This is a genomic window from Mycobacterium sp. 852014-52144_SCH5372336, from assembly GCF_001665615.1.
Taxonomy (GTDB): domain Bacteria; phylum Actinomycetota; class Actinomycetes; order Mycobacteriales; family Mycobacteriaceae; genus Mycobacterium; species Mycobacterium neumannii_A.
Genome location: NZ_LZSW01000055.1, coordinates 22,634 through 47,381, shown reverse-complemented (window position 1 = coordinate 47,381; position 24,748 = coordinate 22,634). Strand labels below are relative to the sequence as shown.

Sequence of the window (24,748 nt, the reverse complement as noted above, 5' to 3'; positions counted from 1 at the left end):
TCGCCCAGTGCGCGTTGGAGACAATCACGGGGTGACGCAGCAGCCGCGACCGACCGTTCCCGCGCTCCTGGCGCATGCATGCCACGAATTCGGCGACCACACCTATCTGATCACCCCGACGGACCGACTCACCTACCGTGAGGCGCACGATCGCTCGGCCCGCATTGCGCGGTGGCTTCTGGGGCAAGGCGTCGGCAAAGGAACTCGCGTCGGCCTGTTCTTTCCCAACGGGGTGGACTGGGTGCTCTGGTGGTTGGCGGCCTCCCGCATCGGCGCGGTGGTCGTGCCGCTGAGCACGCTCTACGCCCCGGCCGAGATCGCCAAAGTCGCTCGGCTGGCCGACGTTGCGCTGCTCGTCGCTCCCAGGCGCGTGCTGAGCATCGATGTCGCCGACCGGTTCGAAGCGGCCTGGCCGGAGTTGACGACCCAGCGGGGCGGAAAGTTGGCCATGACGGGCGCTCCGTACCTACGTCGGATCGTGTTCGTCGACGGCCCGGTCCCCCCTTGGGCCACGCGGTGGGACGGCGACGCCGACGGCCTACCGGACGAGCTGCTGGCCGCCGCGGAGGCCGAGGTGAGCCCCGCCGATCTGGCCGTTGTCATCCACACGTCGGGCTCGACAGCGGACCCGAAGGGCGTCATGCACACGCACGGTACCCTCGTGCGACAGACATCGACATGGCCGAACGCGATCCGCGCGGTATCCAAAAGCGAAGGTGCAGTGCGGATTCTGTGTGCGATGCCGTTCTTCTGGGTCGGCGGGCTGCTCGCGGCGACCGGTGCGCTGCACGAACCCGTCACGGTGCTCGTCATGCCGAAACTGGACGCCGAGGGTGCACTCGATCTGATCGAACGCGAACGGGCAGCTGGAGTCGTCGGATGGCCCGCGTTCACCCAGCGGCTCCGTGAGCATCCGAGCTTTCCCGGCCGCGATCTGGCCTGCGCGCCGATGTTGCGCGACGGACCGCTCGACATCGCGATGGTCGACGTACCCGACGGATATCCGGTCCACCGCACCATGTCCGAGACCGCGGGCGGGTTCGCATACACCGACATGTGCATCGTCGACGACGACGGCGCACTGGTTCCTGACGGGCAGGTCGGCGAACTGCTGATCCGCGGCATCGGCGTGATGGCCGGCTACAACAAACGCGAACGGTCGGAGACCTTCGACGAAGACGGTTGGTACCACACGGGCGATCGCGTCTACCGCAGACCGGGCGATCCGCGGCTGTTCTACGTGGGCCGGACCACCGACATGATCAAGGCCGCCGGGGCCAACGTCTCACCGCTCGAGGTCCAGGCGGTCATCGAGGAATCCCCTGCCGTGGCACAGTGTCTCGTGCTCGGTATCGACGACCCACAGCGCGGGGAGCAGGTGTGCGCAGTCGTCGTGCCCGCCGCCGCACGCGTCGACATCGACGCGTTGGCCGCCCACGCCCGCGCGCACCTGTCGACATACAAGGTGCCGACCCGCTGGGTGCTGGCCTCCAGTGACCAGATCCCGATCCTGCCCAGCGGAAAGTTCGACCGCAGGACGCTGAGCACCATGATCCTCGACGGCGTCCTCGAATCGGTTGTTCGGTGACTGGGATGGATGTCCTGCGAACACCGGACGACCGTTTCGCCGCGCTGCCCGACTACCCGTTCGCCCCCGGCTATGTCGACGTGCAGACACGTGGAATGGGTCCGCTACGAATGCATTACGTCGATGCGGGGCCGTCCGACGCGTCCGTCGTCGTGCTGCTGCACGGCCAACCGACCTGGTCCTATCTGTACCGGCACGTCATCGGTGTGCTGTGCGGGGCGGGTCTGCGCGTGATCGCGCCCGACAACATCGGCTACGGCCGCTCGGACAAGCCGACCGACCCGACCGCCTACACCTTCAAGCGGCACGTCGACTGGATCCACAGTGCCATCACCCGCTTGGATCTCACCGATATCACCCTGGTCGTACAGGACTGGGGCGGGCCCATCGGGCTCAGCGTGCTTGCGCGCGAACCCGACCGCTTCGCCCGCGTCCTAGCCACCAACACGATCCTGCACACCTGCGACCCAGGCCTGGCGGGCAAGCTCGAATGGCCGCATCACGCCGTCGGCGACGGTCAGGTCATTCTTCAGGAGACCCTCCTCGACTACGTGGCGTACTACCAACGCTCACCGGAACTCGTTCCGAGCTTCTTCCTCGACGCGGTGGCCGGACCATTGAGCCCGGACGTGCGAGCCGCCTACGACGCACCCTTCCCCGACCGTTCGTACACCGCGGGCCTACGCCAAATGACCGCGTTGATTCCGTTGACGCGCAACGACCCCGGGGCCGCGATCGGTCGCGAGACCATGGCCGCGCTCGGCCAGTGGCGCCGGCCGTTTCTCACCGCGTACTCCGATGGCGATCCGGCGACGCGCGGTTGGGACAAAATTTTCGCCGAACACGTTCCCGGCGCGAAAAACCAACCGCACACGACGGTCACGGGTGCGGGCCACTTCATTCAGGAGCAGCGGGGCGACGAACTCGGCCGTATCATCACCGAATTCATTGCCCGCACAGGGTGATCAGAGCCCGAACTGGTCGTCGATGATGCCGAGCCACACCTGAGCCGCGTCGATCGCCACCTTCTCGCTGATGAACGCGTGCTGGGTGCCGGTGTACATGTCGCGGAACGCACGTTCCAGGCGGCTGCCCTCGCGGATCGCACTGGTGCCCGCGGCCAGATGTGCCCACTCCGCGCACTGACGAGCCACGTCGGTGGCGTACACCGCGGCCACCCTCATGTCCGCGCGCAGGGTCGGCGTGAGGTCCTCCCCCGCCGCCACACTGGCTTCTGCCGTTGCGAACGCATCGAGCACCAGCAGCCGCGCCGCCCGCCACGCCGCGACGTGATGGGCCAGCCCTTTCTGGAAGGTCGGCCGGCTCGCCAGCGACGCCATGTCGCTCATCCGGAACTTCGTGGCGGCCAGCTCTTCGACATCGTCGAGCATGCTCTTGGCGACGCCCAGCGCCCACGACGCATGCCCGGCGGCGGTGACGGGCATCATCCCCATCCGTGTCGCGGGCGACGATCCGCGCAACGGCTCACGAGTGAACAACGCGAACGTGCGCTCGGCGGGAACGAACACGTCCTCGACGCTGTAGTCGTAGGAGCCCGTCCCCTTGAGCCCCTGCACGTGCCAACCGTCGTTGAAGCTGACCTGCTCACGCGGCAGGATGGCGATCTGCATGTCCGGCACACCTTCGCTGACCCAGCGCATCTCGGTCCCGTCCATCGGCAGGAACCCCGCGGCGACATACTGCGCATGCCCGATCCCCGAACCGAAGCTCCACGACCCGGTCAGCCGGTAACCACCGGGCACGGCGGCGCCCTGACCGTTCGGGAAGAACTGCCCGCCCATCGTGACCCGGTTGTCGTGGGCCGTGAACACCTCGGCGAACCCTGCGTCCGGCAAGTACGCGGCGGCAGCGAACGACGACGGCAGGTTGGCGATGCCGATCCAGCCGAAAGATCCGTCCTGCCACGCCATCTCGATCCAGGTCTCGATCATCTCGGTGAACGACGGTTCGCTGCCGCCGGCGGGAGCGGGGTTGAACGCCGTCATCAGGCCGGTGTCCCACATCGCCTCGACCACGGTCGGGCTCAGCGTGCGCAACCGCTCCGACTCGACGGCCTCGCGGGCGACGAGATCACGTAGCCCGCGCGCTTTCGCCGTGATGTCACCGGCCGATGCCGAGGTCTCCAATGTCGAGGTCATCCGTCTTCTCTATCAGTTGTCGGCGATCGGATGTCACAAATCCGGTCGCTGCATACGTCTGGGGTGTGTAAGGACAGACGAGAAAGGCAGCAACCCATGAAGAACATCGTGATCCTTGGCGGCGGCTACACCGGTATGGCGACGGCCACGGCGCTGGCGGGCCGGTTGAAGCGCCGCGACGACGTGCACATCACGCTGGTCAACGCGCAGACCCGCTTCACGGAGCGGCTGCGGCTGCACCAGGTCGCCTCCGGCCAGGAGCTGAATGACCTGCCGATACCCGACCGGCTCACCGGCACCGGCATCGAGTTCGTCCACGGCTGGGTGACCGGCATCGACGCCGACGCGCAGACCGTTCGCATCGATGACGCCACGATCTTGCGCTACGACACCCTGGTCTACGCGCTGGGCGCCGTCGCCGACAGCAACGGCGTCCCGGGCGTCGACGAGTTCGCCTACACCCTCAACAGCGCCCAGGACGCCCAACTGCTCGCCGAGCACCTGAAGCGGATCGGCGACGGCCCCGTCGTGGTCGCCGGTGCCGGGCTCACCGGCGTCGAGTCCGCGGCCGAGATCGCCGAACAACATCCCGAGCTCGACATTGTTCTGCTGAGCCGCCAGTTTCCCGGCGCAATGATGGGCGAGAAGGCGCGGGCACGACTGCACGCCGGGCTGGAACGCCTCGGCGTCCGGGTGCGCACCGGCGTCGAGATCGTGAAGGTGATGGCCGACGGCGTCGCGCTGGCCGCTGGCGAGGTGGTCCCGGCGCAGGCTGTGCTGTGGACGACCGGGGTGCGGGTGTCACCAATGGCTGCGACGGCGGGGCTGACGGTCGACGAGCGTGGACGCATCGTCACCGACGAGTCGCTGCGCTCCGTCAGCCACCCGAACGTCTACGCAGTCGGCGACGCGGCCGCGGTGCAGCAGGGATACGGCATCATTCACGGCACCTGCCAGAGCGGCATCCCCACCGGTGTGCACACCGCAGCGTCGATCGCACGTGAGCTGAAGGGCAAGAGCCCCAAGCGATTCCGCTTCGGCTACATCCACCAGCCGGTCAGCCTGGGACGTGACGACGCCGTCATCCAGTTCACCCATGCCAACGACAGCCCCGGATGGTTCTATCTGGCCGGCCGGTTCGCCGTCGCGTATAAAGAGGCGGTGAGCTCCAGCCCCTGGACGACTTACCGCCTGCTGAAGCTGATCCCGGCGTTCGGCGCCGCCATGTGGCGCCGCGGGGGCAGGTTGACAAAGTGACCGATGACCAGCAGACGTTCGCCGATCACCGCAACCTGTTGTTCGCGATCGCCTACCGCATACTCGGCTCGGCCGCCGATGCCGAGGATGTGGTCCAGGACGCGTGGTTCAAGTGGTCGGCGGACGACCGCTCCCAGGTATCCGACCCCAAAGCCTACCTGTCACGCATCGTGTCGAACTTATCGATGGATCGGCTGCGCTCGACACAGCGGCAGCGCGAAACCTATGTGGGGCCGTGGCTTCCGGAGCCGATCCTGACCGCGTCCGATGCCGCCGACGACGCCGTCACCGCCGATTCGGTCTCGCTGGCGATGCTCGTCGTGCTCGAGACCCTCAGCCCGCTGGAACGCGCGGTGTTCGTTCTCAAGGAGGCGTTCGACTTCAGCTACGCCGAAATCGCCGAAGCCATCGAACGTTCCGAGTCGGCGGTGCGACAGGCCGCCCACCGCGCACGCGAGCACGTCCAGGCCCGCCGACCGCGGTTCGAGGCCGACCGGACCAAGAAGCGGCAAGTCACCGAGCGATTCTTCGCCGCGAGCGTCGGCGGTGACATCAACGCGCTGTTGGAGATGCTCGCGCCGGAGGTGACCTTGTGGACCGATGGCGGCGGCAAGGTCCGCCAGGCGCTGCGACCGCTCATCGGCGCGGCCAACGTCGCCCGCTGGCTCGCCGGCACCGCCAAGCGGCCTTATGAAGGCATCGAAATCGCCGATATGACAGCTGAAGTCGTGGAGATCAATGGCGGCCCCGGAATCGTACTGAGCGGCGCTGGGCGCATCATCGCCACGCTCACCGTCGACCTCGACGACGACGGCCGCATCGCGACCATCCACAACATCGCAAATCCCGACAAGCTGCGCGCTATCGCCGGCGGTCAGGCCCGATCGCTCACTTGATGATGCGGACCAGGTACGGCGCCATGTCGCTGGTGCGCACCGGGGAGACCGTCACCCCGGTGTCCGCCGTCTCCAGCATCTGCCCGTTGCCGAGGAACAGCGCGACGCTCTGATTCCCGTTGGGGCCGTAGAAGATCATGTCACCGGGCAGCGCCTCGGACGGCAACACCTTCTGCCCGACGTTGTACTGCGCGCCCGAGGACCGCGGCAGCTTGACTCCGATACCGGCGAACGAATAGACCATCAGGCCCGACGCGTCGAAACCGACGGTGCTCAGCGCGGGATCCAGGCCGACGATGTGGCCTTCGCGGTCGAGTCCGGCGACGTTCTCGGGCGTGCCGCTGCCCTTCGTCGGCCCGTTGGCGTCTCCCCCGCCGTAGGAGAAGGGGACGCCGCGCTGCGCGAGACCGCGCGCGATCACGAGGTCGACCGCCTGCTGGTTCGCCGCGGACCGGGAGGATGGTGCAGCGACCGCCACCCCAGGGATGGCCACCAACAGGGCGACACCGATCACCAAGGCGTAGATGCGTCTCATGGTTCGTTGCTCTTTCTTCGTCTGCGCGCATACCGATGGCGCTGTAATCACTTGTACGCGTGGTTTGCTCGTGACGCCAATTCGCGCCTGGCTCAGCGTCAATGAGATGCAGTACCGTAACCGAACAGTGATTACCTCCCTTTGTTGTGGCGCCCGGCGATGACCGAACGGATCGCAGTGGTCGGTGGCGGCATCATCGGTGTCGCGGTGGCCCGCGAGATCGTGCGTCGTCGTCCCGACTCCGATGTCACGCTCTTCGAGAAGGAAAACCGTCTCGCGTCGCACCAGACCGGCCGGAACAGCGGGGTGGTGCACGCGGGTCTGTACTACCAACCCGGTTCGCAGAAGGCCGTGCTCTGTCGTCGCGGGGTGAGCCTGCTCGAAGAGTTCTGCGCCGAGCGTGGCATCCGCCGGATCGCGTGCGGCAAGGTCCTGGTCGCGCTCACCGACGAGGAGAAGGACAGGCTCGCCGACATCGAACGGCGGGCGTCGGCGAACGGTGTACCCAGGGTGCGGATCATCGGACCTGAGGAACTGCTTGAGCTCGAACCCAATGTGCGTGGCATCGCCGCGCTGCACTCCCCGTCGACCTCGATCGTCGACTATGCGGAGGTGACCAGGGAGCTTGCCGCCGACGCCACGAATGCCGGTGCGAAAGTCCTTCTCGGACACGAGGTGACCGGCCTACGGGTGGGCGACTCCGACGTGGTGGTCAGCACCCGTACGGAGGGAATCGGCGACCAGGCCCGGTTCGACCAGGCCGTCGTGTGCGGTGGCCTGCAGAGCGACCGGCTCGCCGAAATGGCCGGGGATGGCCCGAATCCGGTGATCATGCCGTTCCGGGGCGAGTACTACGCGCTGAAACCGCACCGGCGCGATCTCGTCAACGGTCTGGTCTATCCCGTGCCCGACCCGCGCTATCCGTTTCTGGGTGTGCACCTCACCCCGCGCGTGGACGGTCAGGTGCTCATCGGACCCAACGCGGTGCTCGCGCTGGCACGTGAGGGTTACACCTGGGGCACGGTGTCGCTGCGCGATCTGAGCGCGATCGCCTCGACGCCCGCTTTCTGGCGGTTCGCCAGGCGGCATTGGCGCACGGGTGTCCGCGAGGTGTCCGGTTCGCTGTCCAAGCGGCGATTCATCACCGCCGCCAGGGCCTACGTGCCGTCGTTGCGTGACGAGGACGTGGTGCCCGGCACCGCTGGCGTGCGGGCCCAGGCCCTCGATCCCGACGGCGGTCTGGTCGACGACTTCCGGATCAGCGTGCGCGGCCGCGTCGTGGTGCTCCGAAATGCGCCGTCACCGGCGGCGACCTCCGCGCTGGCGATCGCCGAGCGCATCGTGGACACCTTCGAGGCGTCGACGTGACGCCTCCCTGCTGATAACGCCATCCCCGGCAAAGGCCGGGTCGTACTGTGGGGGCATGGCCATCATCGAAACGGACGCCGCGCCTCAGACCCCGTTCGACCAGGAGGTCGCTGCCACGCAGCGGTACTTCGACAGCCCGAGATTTGACGGCATCATCCGCCTCTACTCGGCCCGCCAGGTCGCCGAGCAGCGCGGCACGATCCCCTCCGACTACATCGTGGCGCGCGAGGCCGCCACGGCCTTCTACGAGCGCCTGCGCGAACTGTTCGCACAGAAGAAGAGCATCACCACGTTCGGCCCGTACTCGCCGGGCCAGGCCGTGACGATGAAGCGGATGGGCATCGAAGGCATCTACCTCGGCGGCTGGGCGACCTCGGCGAAGGGGTCGACCACCGAAGACCCCGGCCCCGACCTCGCCAGCTACCCGCTCAGCCAGGTGCCCGAGGAGGCGGCGGGGCTGGTCCGAGCGCTGCTCACCGCCGACCGCAACCAGCAGTACCTGCGGCTGCAGATGACCAGCGAACAACTCGCGGCAGCGCCCCCTCCCGTCGACTTCCGCCCGTTTATCATCGCCGACGCCGACACCGGCCACGGCGGAGATCCGCACGTGCGCAACCTGATTCGTCGGTTCGTGGAGGCGGGGGTGCCCGGCTACCACATCGAGGACCAGCGGCCGGGCACCAAGAAGTGCGGCCATCAGGGCGGCAAGGTGCTGGTGCCCTCCGACGAGCAGATCAAACGGCTCAACACCGCGCGGTTCCAGCTCGACATCATGCGGGTGCCGGGCATCATCGTGGCCCGCACCGACGCCGAGGCGGCCAACCTGATCGACAGCCGCGCCGACGAGCGCGACCAGCCGTTCCTGCTCGGGGTGACGAACCTCAAGGTGCCGTCGTACAAGTCGTGCTATCTGGCGATGATGCGGCGCTTCTATGAGGCGGGCGTCACCGAACTCAACGGCCATCTGCTCTACGCGCTGCCCGAAGGTGAGTACACCACCGCCAACGCCTGGCTCGACCACCACGGCATCGGCGATGCGGTGGCCGAGGCCGCCTCGGAGTACCGGGACCGCCCCGACGGTGAGATCGACGCGATCTTCGACCGGGTCGAATCCAAGGCCGTCGACGCCTGGCAGCTCGACGCCGGCTTGATGACCTACGGCGAGGCGGTCGCCGAGCTGCTCGAGTTCCGCGAGAGCGAGGGTGAGCAACTCGACATGAGCGTCGCGGAGTGGCGGGCGTTCGCCGAGCGCGCCCCTCTCTACACCGCGCGCGAGAAGGCCAGGGAGATCGGGGCGGCGGTCGGCTGGGACTGCGAGCTGGCCAAGACGCCGGAAGGCTACTACCAGGTTCGCGGCGGTATCCCCTACGCGATCGCGAAATCGCTTGCCGCCGCGCCGTTCGCCGACATCCTGTGGATGGAGACCAAGACCGCCGACCTTGCCGACGCACGCGAGTTCGCCGAGGCGATTCACGCCGAGTTCCCGGAAAAGATGTTGGCCTACAACCTGTCACCCTCATTCAACTGGGACACGACCGGCATGACCGACGACGAGATGCGGGCCTTCCCCGAAGAACTCGGAAAGATGGGGTTCGTCTTCAACTTCATCACCTACGGCGGTCATCAGGTCGACGGTGTCGCGTCCGAGGAGTTCGCCACCGCGTTGCGCCAGGACGGCATGCTCGCGCTTGCGCGGCTGCAGCGCAAGATGCGCCTGGTCGAATCGCCTTACCGCACACCGCAGACGCTCGTCGGCGGGCCGCGCAGCGATGCCGCGCTTGCCGCGTCGTCGGGCCGCCTGGCGACCACCAAGGCGATGGGCAAGGGTTCGACCCAACATCAGCATCTGGTGCAGACCGAGGTGCCCAAGAAGCTGCTCGAGGAGTGGCTGGCGATGTGGGGTGAGCACTACAAACTCGACGAGCGGCTGCGGGTGCAGTTGCACCCGACCCGGCCCGGGTCAGACGTGCTGGAACTGGGCATCTTCGGTGAGCGTGACGGTGAGGACGAGAAACTCGCCAACGTGATCGTCGACCCGATCAAGGACCGGCACGGCCGCAGCATCCTGACGGTGCGCGACCAGAACACGTTCGCCGAGAAGCTGCGCCAGAAGCGCCTGATGAGCGTGGTGCACCTGTGGCTGATCCACCGGTTCAAGCCCGAGATCATGTACTACGTCACGCCGACCGAGGACAACATCTATCAGACCGAGAAGATGAAGTCGCACGGCATCTTCACCGACGTGTACCAGGAGGTCGGCGAGATCATCGTGGCCGACATCAACCAGCCGAGGATCGAGGAGCTGTTGGCCCCCGATCGCGAAGCGCTGGGCCGGTTGATCCGCAAGGAGGATTAGGGCCGCTGACCCCCGCGGGGCCGCGGACCCTTGCCCTCTCGCGCGGGGCCGCGGACCGGTGCCCTCTCGCGCCGACCTGCAGCGGACCCTTGCCCTCTCGCGGACTCGGTCGGCGCAGCGCCCACCTATCAGCGAAAAAGTCGCTGGGAGCGAATTTTTCGCTGTGAGGTGGGCATCGAAGGTGGTGCCGACAGCTGGGCGCTGGGAGCAAATGTTTCGCTGTGAGGTAGGCCGCGCGAGCGTGCCTCAGGTGTTCGGCGGCGAGATGTCTACGACCTTTATCACGGTCATCTCGTCGAGTAGTTCCGGGCCGAAGCCGAAGCCGTTACCGCTCGCGCGGCGCGGTTGCGACGCCCCGCCGGGCGCTCCGCCGAACACCTCGTTGATCTTCACGGTGCCCACCGGTAGAGCTCGCCACGCCTCTTGAGCGTGCCCCCTGTCAGCGGTCAGCACGGTCGCGGCCAGGCCGTAGCGGTCGTCGGCGGCTTCACGCAGCGCGGTGTCGAAGTCCGGGACGACGCGCACCGGGGGCCAGAACGGTTATTTCCATGGTCTGCGACACGCGAAGGGTGGTGGTACCCGCTGCGATCGTCATCAACCGCTCCACGCGCCGCGACGTGGCGGCCCTGCGGGATCAGCCGTAGAGCTCTTCGAATTTGCGAATCGAACGTTCGATGTCGCCTTTGACCGCGCGGACCGCCGTCGCGCCGATGGGCCCGAACAGCGGCGCTCCCCCGAGGTTCATGGTGAGAGTGAACGCCGAACCGGCGTCGACCTCGGCGACCGTCATCGTGAGCCCGTACCTGGTGCCGCCGACACCTTTTCCGGTGACCTCGATCAGCTTGGGCGGTTCGAATTGCTTGATGGTCCACGTGACGCGGTTGCGCAACCCCTTGGCCCCCGCGACGCCGACAATCGTGGTGCCGACCGTCAGCTTGTCGGGCAGCTCGCTGCGCCAGCCTTCGTGCATGACCATCCACTCCCCCAACGAGTTGAGATCCGATACGTGCTCCCATGCCTCTTGCGGAGTCAACGTGAGCTGACGTGACAACTCGAGTTTGGCCATCTTCGGATCGTAATCAGTTCAGCTCGGCGCGGGCAGGCGCAACACCAACCGGGCCCCTCCGAGTGGGCCGGCCTCCATCGCGGCCGTGCCGCCGTGCAACTCGGCTTGCTGGGCGACCAGCGCCAGCCCCAGCCCCGACCCGGATCGCGCCGCCGTCGAGCCGCGGGAGAACCGCTCGAACACCGCGGCGCGCTCCTCCTCGGGGATCCCCGAACCGTTGTCGTCGACGGTGATCTGCACGCCTTCACCGGAAGCGATCGCGCCGAGCTGGATTTCGGTGGCGTCGCCGTGCTTGATCGCGTTGGTGATCGCGTTGTCGACGACGAGCCGCAGCCCGGCAGGCAGCCCGACCATGAGCACCGTCGTCGACGACGACAGCGACACCTTCAGCCCGGGATAGTTGCGCATCGCGTCGTGCGCGGCACGGTCCAGCAATTCGGTGATGTCGACGGGGACGAAGTCGTCGACGGTGGTCAGTTCGCCCTGCGCGAGTCGCTCCAACGCCGTCAGCGTCGCCTCGATCCGGCTCTGGGTGCGCATGACATCGGCGATCACCTCCTGGCGCTGCTCGTCACGCATCTGAAGCGTGGAGAGCACCTCGAGGTTGGTGCGCATCGCCGTAAGGGGTGTGCGGAGTTCGTGCGAGGCCACCGCGGCGAAATCCCGCGCCGACTCCAGTGCCGCACGCGTGCGCTGCTGTTCATCACCGATCCGGGCGAGCATCCCCTCGACGGCTTCGGCGATCTCGACGGCCTCCTGAACGCCGCGCACCTGAACCTCTTCCGGTTTGGACTGGGCGTTGATCGCGCGCGCCTGCTGGGCCAGCAAGCGGAACGGGTTGATCATGATCGACCACATGACCCACCCGACCAGCACGGTGCCCACGATCACGCCCCCGCAGATCAGCAGCACCCGTCGGTGCAGTTCGTCGATGCGGCGTTGCGTCTCGGCGAGCGGTGCGCCGATCGCGATCAACGCGTCGCCGGCGGTGAACGTCCGGACCCGGTATTCGACACCGTCGATGGTGGTGTCGGCGTAACCGACGTCGAACCGCGGCAACACGATGTTCTCCGGAATGGAGACCGTGATCTCGTCGACGCGGGCCGTGCGGACCAGGCCGCCGTCGGGGATGGGCGGGTTGACGTCGGCCTGTTGCGCGGTGCGCAGCAGTTCGCTGATGTCGCCGAGGCTGCTCACCGAGTCGAGGCGACGGTCCAGCTGGCTGTACTGGTCGTTGGTGACGCCGAACCACACCCACGCGCCCAGCGTGATCACCAACGCGACCACCGACAGCGCCGCGACGATCACGATGATGCGCAGTGACATCACGCGGGTCAGCAGCTGGTACAGGGGTCCACCGAGTCGCACGATCAGCAACGATAGGACGGATCAGACCCGTCGCGGCAGTTGCGCGCCGATCAATGGCGCAATCTTTTCCGCCATGTAGGTATGACCGGCGTCGGTGGGGTGCACGCCGTCGGGGCCGATGAGCTCGGGCCTGTCCACGAACCACCGGGCGGCGATCGGGTCGACGAACGTCGCGCCCGCCAGTTCCGCCTGATATTTGAGGGTGTCACGGATGCGCATGACCGCGGCGGGAACGTCGGCCGTCGGCCACGGCGGCCCGATCACGAGGAAGAGCGCGGACGGCGCGATCCGCCGGGCCAACAGAAACGTGCCGTAGACCAGCACCGACAACTGTGTCGGGTCGACGTTCTGATCGTTGCGCGAACCGAAGAACACCACCAGCGTGTCGTCGGGCTTGACCGTCGCGGCGGTCAGATCCTCGAAGAGGCTGCCCCGGTTGCCACGGGTGCCGTAGCCGGCTCCCCCTTCGGCGCCGACGACCGCTGTGGTCGACAATCCCTGCTCGGCCAGGATCTGCCAGGCCTGGGTGGTCCAGGATTTCTCGCCGAGCCCGCCTTCCGGGCCGCCGGTCGTGTACGAGTCGCCGATCACCGCGATGCGGTTGAGCGTGAAGCTGAGCGCGTCGATTTCCTTGTGCTCCATCGGCTTCGGATGCTGGCAACCGGTGACCACGAGAATGGCGATCGCCACCGCGACGGTCAGTGCGCTCCTCACCGCGCCGGCGTACGACCGTGAGAACATGGGCGCCAGAAGCGTCGTCACCCGGCGCGGGCCGTCATCACCTCGGACCTTTCGCGCGGGCGCGACACGGTGTGCAACCTGCCTGTCGCATCCGGGATCGACGCGGTGGGGCCGTTCAGCATGCTGCGCATCCATTTCCGGGCGGGCTCCTCGACAAAGTGGTACAGCATGACCGCGCCGATCAGCGCGGTGCCAAGCAAGGCAACCATTATGAGCTTGCCCGTGAAGTCCGATGACAGCGTCAGCCCGAATTGCTGCACCATCCAATTCCAGGTGGTGTGCACCAACTCGTGAACCATGTAGAGGCAGAACGACACATGCCCGAGGTACACGACCGGCCCCAGCGAAAGAAGCCAGGGCAGCGATCCGGCGCCGATGGCCAGGGTGAACAGCAGCGGCACGAACAGCACGTCGACCAGGCCGGCACCGTCGACGATTTTGGGCAGTGGGTGTGCGTCGAGTCGGTAGAGGATCGCGACGATCGCGGCGCCGAGCAGTAGTGCGGCGTACCCGGCGGCGCGCCGAGCCTGATCGCTTGGGTCGAGCTTGCGCACCGCCGCTGCGATCAGGGCGCCGGCGGTGAACTGCATGACGATCCGCGGCAGCCAACTCCACGGGGTATAGAACTGCCCCGACGCCAGCAGAAGCAGGATCGGCGGCATCACGGCGACGAAGGCCAGCGCGATCAGGCCCCTCGCCCTAGTCGACCGAGCGATGCGGAAGATCACCAGGATCAGACCGCCGAACAGCAGATAGGCCAGCCACTCCGCGCTGATCGACCACGCCGGCCCGTCCCAACTGGCGCCGTCGAAGTAGGGCACGAACCACAGTTGGACCATCAGCGCCTGGCGCAGATAGTTCGTCGCCGTCAATGTCTCGGCTGCCGGTGACGGCACCCGGCCGACCTGCAGGGTGAAGATGATCCACAGGGCCGCCAGATGCATCGTCACCAGGTAGACCGGCCACACGCGGGCCAGCCGAAGCCACAGGAAGCGAAGCGTGGCTCGCCACTCGAACGACGGTCCCATGCGGTCGAGATAGTTCCATGCCAGCACGAACCCGCTGAGCATGAAGAACAGGTCGACACCTTGGGCACCGCAGTTGAGCAGCGGCGCGAACGCCGATCGGAACCCCGGCACGGACTGCTCTAGCAGGGGTCGGAAGTGAAAGAGCACCACCCATACGGCGGCGACGATGCGCAGGCCGGAAAGGGCCTTGATTTCTCCGGTGCGCACAACACTCTCTTCGCGGAAGTCCGTAGCGTTTTCGTTCGGGGTCCTGCCTGATAACCACACCGGGTTGGTCCGCTCCCCTGACCACAGACCCCGGCAGCCACCGAAGGGTAGCAGCGGGGCTCGCCGCGGTTCAGGCCCGAAAAGTGCGCGCAGGCGGCGTGCGACGTTCGAAACCGTTGGTAACAAGGCACTTCGGCGACGACAGCAACATCGGTGAAAAGTTGTCCGACACGCCGATGAACCGACTCTGAACACACTCTTGACTGATTCCAGAAAACAGAGCATATTGGCAGCGTGTCCCCCACGCCTGACTACGCGGATCGGCTACGCGCCGCCGATCTTCGCGTGACCCGCCCGCGGCTTGCGGTGCTGGAGGCGGTCTACGGCAACCCCCACGCCGATACGGAGTCGATCTTCGGCGCGGTGCGTCGCGCCCTCCCCGATGTCTCGCGGCAGGCCGTCTACGACGTGCTCGCCGCGCTCACCACCGCGGGGCTGGTGCGCAAGATCCAGCCCTCCGGGTCAGTGGCCCGCTACGAGTCGCGTGTCGGCGACAACCACCATCACGTCGTATGCCGGTCGTGTGGCGTCATCGCCGACATCGACTGCGCCGTCGGCGAAGCGCCCTGTCTGACGCCGTCGGACCCGAAGGGCGCGTTGGACGGCTTCGTGCTCGACGAGGCCGAGGTCATCTACTGGGGCTTGTGCCCAGAGTGCTTGGTATCGCAGGTTTCCCGATCACAACCGTGATCACAGCCCAAATAACCCACCGGAAGGAACGCTGTGTCATCTGATACGTCCGACGCTCGCCCGCCTCATGATGATTCCAAGACAGCCAGCCACAGCGAGAGCGAGAACCCGGCTATCGATTCGCCGAAGCCGAAGTCGCACGCTCCTCTGACGAACCGGGACTGGTGGCCCAACCAGGTCGACGTGTCGGTGCTGCACAAGCAGAACGAGAAGGGCAACCCGCTCGGCCAGGACTTCAACTACGCCGAGGAATTCAAAAAGCTCGACCTCGAGGCCTTCAAGGCCGACGTCCACAAGCTGATCACCACCTCGCAGGACTGGTGGCCCGCCGACTACGGCAGCTACGCCGGCTTGTTCATCCGCATGAGCTGGCACGCCGCAGGCACCTACCGCATCTTCGACGGCCGCGGCGGCGCGGGCCAGGGTGCCCAGCGTTTCGCCCCGCTCAACAGCTGGCCGGACAACGCGAACCTGGACAAGGCGCGCCGTCTGCTGTGGCCGATCAAGCAGAAGTACGGCAACAAGATCTCCTGGGCCGACCTCATCGCGTACGCCGGAAACGCCGCACTCGAAGTATCGGGCTTCAAGACCAAGGGCTTCGCGTTCGGTCGCGAGGACATCTGGGAGCCCGAGGAGATGCTGTGGGGCCAGGAGGACACCTGGCTCGGTACCGATGCGCGCTACGGCGGCACCAACGACAGCGAGCGCAAGCTGGCCGAGCCGTTCGGCGCCACCACCATGGGCCTGATCTACGTCAACCCGGAGGGTCCCGAGGGTAAGCCGGACCCGGTCAAGGCCGCGCACGACATCCGCGAGACCTTCGGCCGGATGGCGATGAACGACGAGGAGACCGCGGCGCTGATCGTCGGTGGGCACACCCTCGGCAAGACCCACGGCGCCGGCGACGGCGATCTGGTCGGGCCGGAGCCGGAGGCCGCGCCGATCGAGCAGCAGGGTCTGGGCTGGAAGTGTGCGTTCGCGTCCGGCAAGGCCGGTGACACGATCACCAGCGGTCTCGAGGTGGTCTGGACCCCGACCCCGACCCAGTGGGGCAACGGGTACCTGCAGAACCTGTACGGCTACGAGTGGGAGCTGACCAAGAGTCCCGGTGGCGCTTGGCAATTCGAGGCCAAGGACGCCGAGGCGATCATTCCCGATCCGTTCGGCGGCCCGCCGCGTAAGCCGACGATGTTGGTCACCGACATCTCGATGCGGGAAGACCCGATCTACGGCCAGATCACCCGTCGCTGGCTCGACCATCCCGAGGAGATGGACGAGGCCTTCGCGAAGGCCTGGTTCAAGCTGATGCACCGCGACATGGGTCCGGTCAGCCGCTACCTGGGCCCGTGGATCCCCGAAGAGGAGATCTGGCAGGACCCGGTGCCGGCGGTGGACCACGAGTTGGTCGACGAGTCCGACATCGCCCAGCTCAAGAGCAAGTTGCTCGACTCAGGCCTGAGCGTGCAACAACTGATCAAGACCGCGTGGTCGTCGGCGTCGAGCTTCCGCGGCACCGACAAGCGCGGCGGCGCCAACGGCGCTCGGATCCGGTTGGAGCCGCAGAAGAACTGGGAGGCCAACGAGCCCGCCGAGTTGGCGCAGGTGCTTCCGGTGCTCGAGCGCATCCAGCAGGAGTTCAACAGCTCGGCGACCGGCGGCAAAAAGATCTCGCTGGCCGACATCATCGTGCTGGGCGGCTCGGCTGCGGTCGAGAAGGCTGCGCGTGACGGCGGTTTCGAGATCAACGTGCACTTCGCGCCGGGGCGCACCGACGCCACGCAGGAGGACACCGACGTGGAGTCCTTCGCGGTGCTCGAACCGCGGGCGGACGGCTTCCGTAACTTCGCGCGGGCGGGTGAGAAGGCTCCGCTGGAGCAGCTGCTGGTCGAGCGGGCCTACATGCTCGACCTGACCGCTCCTGAATTCGCGGTGCTGATCGGTGGTCTGCGGGTGCTGAACGTCAACCACGGCGGCAGCAAGCACGGCGTGTTCACCGACAAGCCGGGTGTGTTGAGCAACGACTTCTTCACGAACCTGCTCGACATGAGCACCGAGTGGAAGTCGGGTGCGGCGGAGAACGTCTACGAGGGTGTGGACCGCGCGACGGGACAGCTCAAATGGACGGCCACCGTCAACGACCTGGTGTTCGGCTCGAACTCGGTGCTGCGCGGCATCGCCGAGGTCTACGCCCAGGAAGACAGCAAGGACAAGTTCGTCGAGGACTTCGTCGCTGCCTGGGTGGAGGTCATGAACAACGATCGCTTCGACTTGGATTAACACCCCGAGTCTGATCGTCGATAACGAAATGCGGCACCCCGCGGGCTCATCGGGCTCGCGGGGTGTCGCGCCGTCTGCGCCGTTTCTGTTGCTGTCCATCCGCGGCGAGGACGCCGCCGCCGAGGATGAGTACCGAGCGATGATGCGCTTCGGCGGTCTGGATACGACGGGCGTGCGCCGGATCAATCTGCTCCACGACTCGCTGGGTTCCATCGACCTCGCCGACTGGTCGGGCATCATCCTCGGCGGCGGACCGTACAACGTCAGCGATGCGCCGGAGTCGAAATCGACAACGCAACGACGGGTCGAGGCGGAGCTACTCGACTTGATCCGGCGCGTCGTGGAGGCGGACTACCCGTTCCTGGGATGCTGTTACGGCGTAGGCACATTGGGCACCGTCATCGGGGCTGTCATCGACCGTACGTACCCGGAACCCGTCGGCGGCATGAAGATCACGGTCACCGACGCGGGACGCGACGATCCACTCTTCGCCGAGCTGCCCGATGTCTTCGATGCCTACGGCGGACACAAGGAGGCCGCGGCGGTGCTGCCACCCGAGGCACTGTGCCTGGCGACCTCACCGCAATGTCCGGTTCAGGCGTTTCGGGTCAGACAGAACGTCTACGCCACACAATTCCATCCCGAGCTCGACCTGGACGGCCTCGACGTCCGCCTCGATGCCTACAAGAACCATGGTTACTTCGCACCGGAGTCGGCGGAGCAGTTGAAACTCGAAGCGCGGCAATGGAAAGTGCGCTATCCGCAGACCATTCTGCGCCGGTTCGTGGACCGGTATGCGCGCTGACGGTTGGTCTTCCTGCTGCCGGGGCACTCCAGGGTGATGCACACCGTCGAGTACTCCCCCGGCCGGTCCGCAGATGTCTACGGCGATCCGGCGCAACCGACAGTCCTGATGTGGCACGGCGCCCAGACCGATTCGCGCACTGCGATGCGACCGCTGGCCGAACGGGTGCACGCGCACGGGCTCGCGGTCGTGCTGGCCGACTGGGACTCACACGCCGATGACCGTGGCCGTGCCGACCTGCTGGCGTCGGCGTCGCATGCGCGCGAACACGCCGGGAATGCGCCGTTGGTCGTCGTCGGGTGGTCGATGGGTGGCCTGGCGGCGGCGGGCCTGACGATTCACGCCCGTGAGTTCGGCGTCGCCCATACCGTGTGCCTGGCGGGCGCATTCGTTGTCACGGACCCTGTCAGCGGCGCGCCGTTGCCTGGTTCGTTGGACGGTGACCCCGCCCCCTTCACGCTGTTGCACGGTGCGCACGACGACGTCGTACCCGCCTCGGTGAGCCGTGATTTCGCCGAGACGCTCTCGGGTACGGGCTGGCCGGTCTCGTGCGTCGTGCTGGAGGCCGATCACGGCTCGATCGCGGGTGCGACATACGACCCTGCCGCCGACCGTTATTCGGCCGCGACCGATGAGGCGTCGCTGGCCGTCGCTGCGGATGTGGCGGCGCGGATCGCTGCGGTGCTGTGATCACTCCGCGGTGTCGATGCGATGGGCCCATCGCAGGTGGCCGCCGCCCATGTCGGTACACACGAACGCCACACCGTCGGAGCCTTGAGCCGACGCGTTCTGTTGGGTGCAGTCCATCGCGACGTTGTAGATACCGATGAGCGGCCCAGCGGGTGTCCACACGCCCACCCGGTTGCAGACGAACGTCGCGCCATCGGAACCGAGCCCGTAGTTGAAGTACTTGCCGGGCTTGCACGGCGCTCCCCCGATGACGTTGCGGGCGACGTTGGGCACGCAGTCGGCGGAATAGCAGACCGCGTCGGCCTCGGGGGCCAGGGCGATGGGTGCCGCCGCGGTTGTGAGGGCCGCTGCCAGCGCCGCGGCGACGTGTGAGCGCGCCATTTTTCGATGGTGACATCTCACCGCTAAGTTTTGTCAGGAATCGCTTGACCTCAACAATGGTTTAGGTCGCAGAGTCGGTACATGACCAGCTCAACGACACAGGAACTGACCCGACTACGCGACGACCTGTGGCAGACGCGAATGGACACGCCGTTTCCCGGCCTCACCACGCACGCATATCTGTGGCGTGGGCCGCGCGGCAATGTGCTGTTCTACAGTCCTGCCACCGAGGCCGAGTTCGATGCGATCGACGCACTCGGCGGGGTCAGCGCGCAGTACCTGTCCCATCTCGACGAGGCGGGGCCGAACCTGGCCCGGATCGCGGAACGGTTCGGGCGCCGGTTGCACGCGCCGGAGGCGGAACTGGAGGCGATCACCAAGCACGCCCGCGTCGACGTGGCCATCGGAAACGTGCGGCACGTCGACGACAACGGTGTGGAGGTGCTTCCCACGCCGGGTCATTCACCAGGCAGCACAAGCTATCTCGTGACCGGTGTGACCGGCGAGCGTTACCTGTTCACGGGCGACACCATGTTCCTCACGGCCTCGGGAACCTGGGCGACGTTCCTGGTGCCGGGCCGCGGCGACGCCGGCCAGCTGCGCGCGAGTGTGGAGCTGCTGGGCACCGTCGATCCCGACCTGGTGATCTCGAGCGCGTTCGGTGGTAAGACGGCGTGGGCGGTCGTCGATTCGCGGTCGTGGGCCGACTGCGTGGCACAGGCGCTGGCGACCGTGCCTTCATAGACCGGTGCGCGTAGCGGTTTCGTGCCGCGATTTCTGCAGGATGGTTGTGATTCCGGAAAATCCGCAGCCCTGCTGCAGATTTCGGTGGATTCGGCTGGCCGGTCAGACCTCAGCACTCACCGGCGCGGTGGCCGCTGATCGTCGGGGTCGTTGGGGTCCGGGTCGCCGAACCACCGCCACGGCGTGTGCTGATCGTAGGTGTCGTGCCAACTCCACCACTCGTAGGGCGGACCCTGCGGATAGCCCTCGGGTGAGTCCTCCCAATCCTCCTGCCGGCCAAGTGCCGTCACGTCGAGTAGGTTCCAGGTGTTGACGAACACCTCGTCGCCGCGGCCGTTGACGAAGTATGTGCGGTAGATGCGATTCGCGTCGTCGCGGATGAAGACGTTGGTGCCGTGCCAGTCCTTGACGCCGAAGTCGGCGTCGAAGGCTGCGCCCTTGCTGGGGAGGATCGTGTACCACGGGTGGTGCCAACCCATCTTGGTCTTCATGCGCTCGAGGTCGGCCTGTGAAGCGCGGGACGCGTAGACGAACGTGGTGTCGCGGGCGTTGAGGTGAGCGAGGTTCGGCACATGGTCGGCCATCAAAGAGCAACCGGTGCAGCCGTGTTCGGGCCAGTCGCCCGTCCCGGGCTCGATGAAGGCGCGGTACACGATCAGCTGCCGGCGGCCGTCGAACAAGTCGAGCAGGCTGACCTCGCCCTGGGGACCGCCGAACGTGTAGTTCTTGTCGACGGCCATCCACGGCATCCGGCGGCGTTGGGCCGCCAGCGCGTCGCGGGCGCGCATGAGTTCCTTCTCTTTGACGAGCATCTCTTTCCAGGCCCTCGTCCACTCTTCCTCGGAGACGACCGGGGGCGTGTTCATCGCCGTCATGACGCCGCCTCCAAACCGCTCTTGAGGTTCGCCAGTTTCCACGGCCATCCGCCCGAGATCAAGTTGCGCACAGTACTTTCCGGCGGGAAATCGTCGTGCACGACTGTCAGCTTCACCTGGCCGTCCTCGACCGGTTCGATGTCGAAGGTGACCTTCGACCTCCGCTCGGTGGCGGCCTTCTTCACGACGTCTTCATCGAGGCCCAGGGCCGTCAGTTCGGGTACGAAGGTGTGGAAGGTGAACGCGAGCCTGCGATACGGCTCCGATTCGAGTATCACTTGCTCGGCGTCCTTGATCTCCAGGCCGCTGCAGTCGGACCACACATACTCCGAGCCCTTTTGGAAATCCGACACCAAGGCATGACCCATGTACCGGTTGGAGAATGCGGGGTCGGTGATGGCCTGCCACAGGCGCTCAGGCGTGGTTCGGATGTAGGTGACGTAGACGAACTCGCTACTGCTCATCGGGTGGGTCTCCAATGCTGTCTTGAGGTCCGCGAGCGTCTGCACACGCGCGCGGTCGTATCGATTGATCCAGCGGTCGGCGATCGCGTTGATCGGTTCTGCGTTGAGGTAGTGCAGCTTCTCCCGCCCTCGCCACAAAGTTGTGATGAGGTTGGCCGCTTCGAGCACGGCGAGGTGCTTGCTTACCGACTGGCGAGCCATCGACAGCCCCGAGCACAGATCCCGCAGTGATTGGCCGTTGCAGTCGTTGAGGCTGTCGAGAAGCAAGCGCCGGTTCGGATCGGCCAGCGCTTTGAATACGTCGTCCATCCCTGCCGCCTGGTTATATGCAGCCGTTTGGCTGCATGTCTGACAATAGGCAGCCCTGCGGCTGCGTGTCAATGGTCAGGACGTCATCAGCCCTCGCCGAACGTGCACTCAGCGCGAAAAATGGCAGCGAAATCGATCTCACCGCACGTTCGGCGGTCTAGTCCGATGCGCTGAGTTCCCGGAAGCGCAACAGCGCTTGGTCGCGGTCCTCGGGGTCGAAGGTCTCGATGTGCGTGACGTGATCGCCATCCAAGAGATTGATCATGAGGAACGGAAGTTCGATCGCGAGGCCGTCATTCGACGTGCCTCTGATCACGACGTGAACCGTGACGCCGATGGACGAGTGGGCGAGAATATCGGCCGATTCAATGCAGAAGTCGGGCGCCAGCGAGGCCATTGTTCGGATCGATGCGATGTAGTCGGCGGTGGTGGTACCTAGCTGTCGGTGATTGATATAACTCGCGCCTGCGCACACCGCGGTAAGCGCATCCCACTCATGGCGGTTCGTCATCTCGATGACTTTGCGATGCGCTTCGATTACTTCCGGATATTCGACCTCCCCCAAGGCGATCCAGCGGTCGTCCAGCCCTTTCATCGCGACGTCGAGGTCGTCACTGTCGAAAATGACTGACCGGCAGACCATTCCATCTTCAGTAACTTCGGTTATCGATAGATCTTCGACGGCGACGGGCTGGCCCGGAGCGTCGGTGTCGCGGAACCAGTCACGGCATAGCACCAAATGCCGTCCGCGGATGGCGATCGGTTCATATGTCCACTGCCAACTTCCAGGTGCTTCGGACAGCATGGTCGGCACGAAGTCCTGTCGGAGTGATCCCGAGTCGCGCAGACCTTTTCGGCGGTCGTCGTATCGCCCATCTTCCGCGATGTAGGAACAAAATGCGTCGAGGTCTCGAGAAGCGAATGCGTCTACCAACCTCGCGCGGGTGCGTGTCGCCGCGTTTGTGAGACGATGTGCCGGCCGCTCGAGCTCGCCGAAGTTCGCTAGGGCGGCGTCGATTTCGGCTTCGTCGAAAACTTCACAGCGACTGATCGCATCACCGTCGACGGTGAGCAGTACGACCTCACGCCATTCACCGTCGAAACCCTCGCGCGACGTCGCCGTGACCACCTGGGTGACGACTGCCCCGAGATCACCGAGTCGATGGACGACCTCGGCGTATGCGTGGATCCGCGGAACAACATCCCATGTGGCATTGACCAACGAGGTCTGTTCACCGGGTGCGAATGCGGTGCCTCCACGGCGGTGGTCGATATTGACCCAGTCCGGGGTGGTGCGGAACAGTTCCCTCCGGTTGAAGGCGGCGTAGCCATCGGCGATCGCTGACCAAGTACGGGCGTGTGCGGCCGCTTCGCCGGCGAGGTAACGGGTTTCGAGTTCTTCGAAGGCGGCAGCAAGGTCGTCGCTGTCGAAGTTGACGAAGTCACCCATCAAGCCGTCTTCGTTGATCTCGACGATTGCCAGGTGTTCTATCGTGACTGGCCGGGTGTCATCGTTGGTGTCGCGATAGAATTGGTGGACGAGGGAAAGTCGCGACCCTCTGATCGCGATATGGTCAATGTTCAGCCGCCACGTCCGTGGCGCTTCGAAGAGCGCCTGGGCAGCCCTCTTGCGGTCTGACCGATCATGGAGAGCCTGCAGGCCTTTTCGGCGGTCATCGATTCGTCCGTCGGGCGATGTGAGCGCCAGGAATTGTTCAATGTCACGGTGATTGAACGCGTCGGCGAGGCGCTCCCACATTCGGGTCGCGGTGTTCTCAATGCGTAGTGCATGGCTGAGTTCATCGAACCGCGTAAGCGCTTCTTCGAGGTCCTCCGGGTCGAACATCTCGAAGCGATCGGGACGGTTTCCGTCGACTGTCACGACTGCTATCTCGCGGTACTCGAAGGAGAAGCCTTCTTTGAAACTCCCCTTCACCACCTGATCAACTACTGCTCCACGTTCATTCAGCCGATGTACACGCGGTATACGCACCAGTACATCCGGCGCGAAGTCCCACGCAGCACCGAGGTTTGCGGTCAGGTCGCCTGCCTCGATCGTGGCGGTCACGCGGTGATCAACCCAAGCGGGTGGCGGCGAGGGAATTTCACGGCGGTTGAAAGCAGCGAACGCCTCGGCAATGGCCGTCCACGTTCGTGAGTATGGAGCGGCCTCGCCAGCGACATAACGGTATTCGAGTTCTTCAATGGCGCTCGTGAGGCCATCGGCGTCGAAGTCGACCGTGTCGTGTACGACCGTGTTGTCGCGCATCTCCGTAACGGTCAGTATCTCCACAACAATCTGGCCGTCGTCAGTAGCTGAATCACGGTAGCGCTGGCGCATGAGCGCCAGACGCGATCCTCGAACAGCGATGGGCTCGACTTCAATGCGCCAGCCGGCAGGCGCGGTCGTGAACATTGCTTCTACTGCTCGGCGTCGTTCAAGGCCTCTGAACGAACCGCGCAGGCCGCTTCGGCGGTCCTCCAAGCATCCGTCAACGCTGAGGAGGCTCAGCACCGTCTCGACATCGCGTCCATTGAATGCGTCCACCACCACAGTCCAGAAGCACGTCGCCGCATTCTCTATCAGCGGCGCTTGGCTGAGCTCGTCTAAGCGCGCGAACGCGGCGTCGAGATTGTCCGCGTCGAACATCTCGAAGCGGTCGGTGCGGTCGCCGTCGACCGTGACAAGCACCAGCTCGCGGTAGTCAAAGGGGAATCCCTTATCCGAGTGTCCCTGCACCGTGTGGTCGATGACCGCTCCGAGCTTCGTGAGTCGGTGCACGGTTGCGATTCGGAACCTGATGTCGGGTGCCATTTCCCAGGCCGCGCGCAGATTCGCAGTCAGGTCCGCTGGCTCGATGGTGGCGATCAAGCGATGATCTAC

At 65.9% G+C, this 24,748-nt stretch carries 21 protein-coding genes and 1 pseudogene; 11 read left to right on the top strand and 11 right to left on the bottom strand.

Translation table 11 applies throughout. The annotated features are described in order from the left end of the window. Positions 1–31: 31 nt before the first annotated feature. Both A5759_RS17240 and A5759_RS17235 read left to right on the top strand, forming a co-directional pair. On the top strand, positions 32–1,588 hold the full coding sequence (locus A5759_RS17240; RefSeq protein ID WP_082962177.1) for a class I adenylate-forming enzyme family protein: 1,557 nt from the start codon (positions 32–34) through the stop codon (positions 1,586–1,588). Positions 1,589–1,593: 5 nt separating this feature from the next. Then, complete coding sequence (locus tag A5759_RS17235; RefSeq protein ID WP_068199786.1) at positions 1,594–2,553, top strand: haloalkane dehalogenase; 960 nt, start codon at positions 1,594–1,596, stop codon at positions 2,551–2,553. Here the strand turns inward: A5759_RS17235 and A5759_RS17230 are convergent, their stop codons facing one another. Further along, positions 2,554–3,747 (bottom strand): acyl-CoA dehydrogenase family protein, encoded by a 1,194-nt coding sequence (locus A5759_RS17230; protein WP_068199785.1) that lies wholly within the window; start codon positions 3,745–3,747, stop codon positions 2,554–2,556. A gap of 96 nt (positions 3,748–3,843) precedes the next feature. On the opposite strand from A5759_RS17230, the gene A5759_RS17225 reads away from it, so the two are divergent. Continuing rightward, the gene (locus A5759_RS17225) at positions 3,844–5,004 is read left to right on the top strand and encodes an NAD(P)/FAD-dependent oxidoreductase (RefSeq protein WP_068199784.1); all 1,161 of its coding nucleotides are present in this window, start codon (positions 3,844–3,846) and stop codon (positions 5,002–5,004) included. Next, complete coding sequence (locus A5759_RS17220; protein WP_156616961.1) at positions 5,001–5,900, top strand: RNA polymerase sigma-70 factor; 900 nt, start codon at positions 5,001–5,003, stop codon at positions 5,898–5,900. The genes A5759_RS17225 and A5759_RS17220 overlap by 4 nt, the downstream gene beginning before the upstream one ends. On the opposite strand, the gene ripD is transcribed toward A5759_RS17220, so the two are convergent. Continuing rightward, a complete protein-coding gene (ripD, locus tag A5759_RS17215; RefSeq protein ID WP_068199780.1) occupies positions 5,893–6,435 on the bottom strand; it encodes an NlpC/P60 family peptidoglycan-binding protein RipD in 543 nt (180 codons plus the stop codon). The two genes, A5759_RS17220 and ripD, sit on opposite strands and share 8 nt — an antisense overlap. 159 nt (positions 6,436–6,594) lie before the next feature. On the opposite strand from ripD, the gene lhgO reads away from it, so the two are divergent. Both lhgO and aceA read left to right on the top strand, forming a co-directional pair. After that, positions 6,595–7,803 (top strand): L-2-hydroxyglutarate oxidase, encoded by a 1,209-nt coding sequence (gene lhgO / locus A5759_RS17210; protein WP_068199778.1) that lies wholly within the window; start codon positions 6,595–6,597, stop codon positions 7,801–7,803. Between the two features lie 55 nt (positions 7,804–7,858). After that, positions 7,859–10,159, top strand: a complete 2,301-nt coding sequence (aceA, locus tag A5759_RS17205) for an isocitrate lyase ICL2 (RefSeq protein ID WP_068199776.1) — start codon at positions 7,859–7,861, stop codon at positions 10,157–10,159. A gap of 246 nt (positions 10,160–10,405) precedes the next feature. Here aceA and A5759_RS17200 read toward each other — a convergent pair. The 5 genes and pseudogenes from A5759_RS17200 to A5759_RS17180 form a co-directional block, all read right to left on the bottom strand. Next, positions 10,406–10,684, bottom strand: a pseudogene (locus tag A5759_RS17200) (aldehyde dehydrogenase family protein); the annotation flags it as partial. Positions 10,685–10,793: 109 nt separating this feature from the next. Continuing rightward, entirely contained in the window at positions 10,794–11,225 is a 432-nt protein-coding gene (locus A5759_RS17195) for an SRPBCC family protein (protein WP_068199769.1), read from the bottom strand. Positions 11,226–11,243: 18 nt separating this feature from the next. Further along, positions 11,244–12,551 carry a sensor histidine kinase KdpD gene (locus tag A5759_RS17190; RefSeq protein ID WP_082962188.1) on the bottom strand — a complete coding sequence of 436 codons (1,308 nt, stop codon included), beginning with the start codon at positions 12,549–12,551 and terminating at the stop codon, positions 11,244–11,246. Between the two features lie 63 nt (positions 12,552–12,614). Next, entirely contained in the window at positions 12,615–13,307 is a 693-nt protein-coding gene (locus A5759_RS17185) for a GDSL lipase (protein WP_231984679.1), read from the bottom strand. A gap of 44 nt (positions 13,308–13,351) precedes the next feature. Beyond that, a complete protein-coding gene (locus tag A5759_RS17180; protein ID WP_068199768.1) occupies positions 13,352–14,569 on the bottom strand; it encodes an acyltransferase in 1,218 nt (405 codons plus the stop codon). 294 nt (positions 14,570–14,863) lie between these two features. Here A5759_RS17180 and A5759_RS17175 point away from each other — a divergent pair, with 294 nt between their 5' ends. Genes A5759_RS17175 through A5759_RS17160 form a run of 4 tightly spaced genes read left to right on the top strand, consistent with a single transcriptional unit; the run spans position 14,864 to position 19,091 of the window. Next, positions 14,864–15,319, top strand: coding sequence for a Fur family transcriptional regulator (locus A5759_RS17175; RefSeq protein WP_156616960.1), 456 nt, complete (start codon positions 14,864–14,866; stop codon positions 15,317–15,319). A gap of 33 nt (positions 15,320–15,352) precedes the next feature. Next, positions 15,353–17,596, top strand: a complete 2,244-nt coding sequence (katG, locus tag A5759_RS17170) for a catalase/peroxidase HPI (protein WP_068199766.1) — start codon at positions 15,353–15,355, stop codon at positions 17,594–17,596. A 28-nt stretch (positions 17,597–17,624) separates the two neighbouring features. Continuing rightward, positions 17,625–18,401, top strand: a complete 777-nt coding sequence (locus A5759_RS17165) for a glutamine amidotransferase (RefSeq protein WP_068199765.1) — start codon at positions 17,625–17,627, stop codon at positions 18,399–18,401. Between the two features lie 36 nt (positions 18,402–18,437). Next, positions 18,438–19,091, top strand: a complete 654-nt coding sequence (locus A5759_RS17160; RefSeq protein WP_068199762.1) for a S9 family peptidase — start codon at positions 18,438–18,440, stop codon at positions 19,089–19,091. Here A5759_RS17160 and A5759_RS17155 read toward each other — a convergent pair whose 3' ends face one another. Then, positions 19,092–19,472, bottom strand: a complete 381-nt coding sequence (locus tag A5759_RS17155; protein ID WP_068199760.1) for a hypothetical protein — start codon at positions 19,470–19,472, stop codon at positions 19,092–19,094. It abuts the gene before it with no gap. An 81-nt stretch (positions 19,473–19,553) separates the two neighbouring features. On the opposite strand from A5759_RS17155, the gene A5759_RS17150 reads away from it, so the two are divergent. Continuing rightward, the gene (locus A5759_RS17150; protein WP_068199758.1) at positions 19,554–20,216 is read left to right on the top strand and encodes an MBL fold metallo-hydrolase; all 663 of its coding nucleotides are present in this window, start codon (positions 19,554–19,556) and stop codon (positions 20,214–20,216) included. 116 nt (positions 20,217–20,332) lie between these two features. Here the strand turns inward: A5759_RS17150 and A5759_RS17145 are convergent, their stop codons facing one another. The 3 genes from A5759_RS17145 to A5759_RS17135 all read right to left on the bottom strand — a co-directional run bounded on the left by A5759_RS17145 (position 20,333) and on the right by A5759_RS17135 (position 24,736). Further along, on the bottom strand, positions 20,333–21,082 hold the full coding sequence (locus tag A5759_RS17145; protein ID WP_068200082.1) for a DUF899 domain-containing protein: 750 nt from the start codon (positions 21,080–21,082) through the stop codon (positions 20,333–20,335). A gap of 5 nt (positions 21,083–21,087) precedes the next feature. Beyond that, complete coding sequence (locus A5759_RS17140; protein WP_068199756.1) at positions 21,088–21,864, bottom strand: SRPBCC domain-containing protein; 777 nt, start codon at positions 21,862–21,864, stop codon at positions 21,088–21,090. A gap of 157 nt (positions 21,865–22,021) precedes the next feature. Beyond that, positions 22,022–24,736: a nuclear transport factor 2 family protein gene (locus tag A5759_RS17135; RefSeq protein ID WP_068199754.1), complete on the bottom strand. Its 2,715-nt coding sequence runs from the start codon at positions 24,734–24,736 to the stop codon at positions 22,022–22,024. Between the last annotated feature and the right edge of the window lie 12 nt (positions 24,737–24,748).

Coding starts and splice junctions, on each gene's coding strand:
- A5759_RS17235 (WP_068199786.1), top strand. CDS start 1,594: ATGGATGTCCTGCGAACACCGGACGACCGTTTCGCCGCGCTGCCCGAC.
- aceA (WP_068199776.1), top strand. CDS start 7,859: ATGGCCATCATCGAAACGGACGCCGCGCCTCAGACCCCGTTCGACCAG.
- A5759_RS17230 (WP_068199785.1), bottom strand. CDS start 3,747: ATGACCTCGACATTGGAGACCTCGGCATCGGCCGGTGACATCACGGCG.
- A5759_RS17140 (WP_068199756.1), bottom strand. CDS start 21,864: ATGGACGACGTATTCAAAGCGCTGGCCGATCCGAACCGGCGCTTGCTT.
- A5759_RS17145 (WP_068200082.1), bottom strand. CDS start 21,082: ATGAACACGCCCCCGGTCGTCTCCGAGGAAGAGTGGACGAGGGCCTGG.
- A5759_RS17165 (WP_068199765.1), top strand. CDS start 17,625: ATGCGGCACCCCGCGGGCTCATCGGGCTCGCGGGGTGTCGCGCCGTCT.
- A5759_RS17190 (WP_082962188.1), bottom strand. CDS start 12,551: ATGTCACTGCGCATCATCGTGATCGTCGCGGCGCTGTCGGTGGTCGCG.
- ripD (WP_068199780.1), bottom strand. CDS start 6,435: ATGAGACGCATCTACGCCTTGGTGATCGGTGTCGCCCTGTTGGTGGCC.
- A5759_RS17195 (WP_068199769.1), bottom strand. CDS start 11,225: ATGGCCAAACTCGAGTTGTCACGTCAGCTCACGTTGACTCCGCAAGAG.
- A5759_RS17160 (WP_068199762.1), top strand. CDS start 18,438: ATGCACACCGTCGAGTACTCCCCCGGCCGGTCCGCAGATGTCTACGGC.
- A5759_RS17225 (WP_068199784.1), top strand. CDS start 3,844: ATGAAGAACATCGTGATCCTTGGCGGCGGCTACACCGGTATGGCGACG.
- lhgO (WP_068199778.1), top strand. CDS start 6,595: ATGACCGAACGGATCGCAGTGGTCGGTGGCGGCATCATCGGTGTCGCG.
- A5759_RS17155 (WP_068199760.1), bottom strand. CDS start 19,472: ATGGCGCGCTCACACGTCGCCGCGGCGCTGGCAGCGGCCCTCACAACC.
- A5759_RS17150 (WP_068199758.1), top strand. CDS start 19,554: ATGACCAGCTCAACGACACAGGAACTGACCCGACTACGCGACGACCTG.